The sequence below is a fragment of the Pseudomonas putida genome (assembly GCF_030159595.1).
Lineage (GTDB): Bacteria > Pseudomonadota > Gammaproteobacteria > Pseudomonadales > Pseudomonadaceae > Aquipseudomonas > Aquipseudomonas putida_AC.
The window spans coordinates 1-419 of record NZ_BSKJ01000036.1 but is presented as its reverse complement, the minus strand read 5'-3'; the positions used below and the strand labels follow the sequence as shown (position 1 = coordinate 419).

The following is a 419-nucleotide window of genomic DNA, read 5'->3' as shown; positions in this document are numbered from 1 at the left end:
TTGATCACTGGATCATTGGTGCCGGTGTAGACGTTGTCCGGCGCGATAACGGTGGTAGTACCCACGGTGCCGTTGGCTGGCACGGTGATGGTGGTCTTGCCATCGTTCAGCGTGAAGGTCAGGGCGCTGTGGTTGTTGATCGGCAGACCGTCTTTGTTGGTCAGGGTCACGGTGTAGGTGATTACGCCACCTTCGGTAACCGAAGGCGTAGCGGTCAGCTTCGCGATGACTTCGTCGGTGGTATCGGTGACCTGTACCGAAGCGTTGCCGCCCAGCTGCAGGTTCTCGAAGGTACGACCATCGACATCCACGGCGGACTTGATGCCCAGGTTGATCTGACCGGCGTCGTTATAGACGTCATCGCCCTGTGCAGCGTGCTCGTATGGCGCGCTGGTCTGGCCGGCCTTGATGGTGACCCG

Annotated in this window: 1 protein-coding gene; it reads right to left on the bottom strand. The window is 59.9% G+C overall.

Annotated features, from left to right (window positions below):
* Window positions 1-419, bottom strand: a 419-nt coding sequence (locus tag QQL85_RS26445; RefSeq protein ID WP_284357329.1) for an immunoglobulin-like domain-containing protein, incomplete at both ends; no start/stop codon positions are given.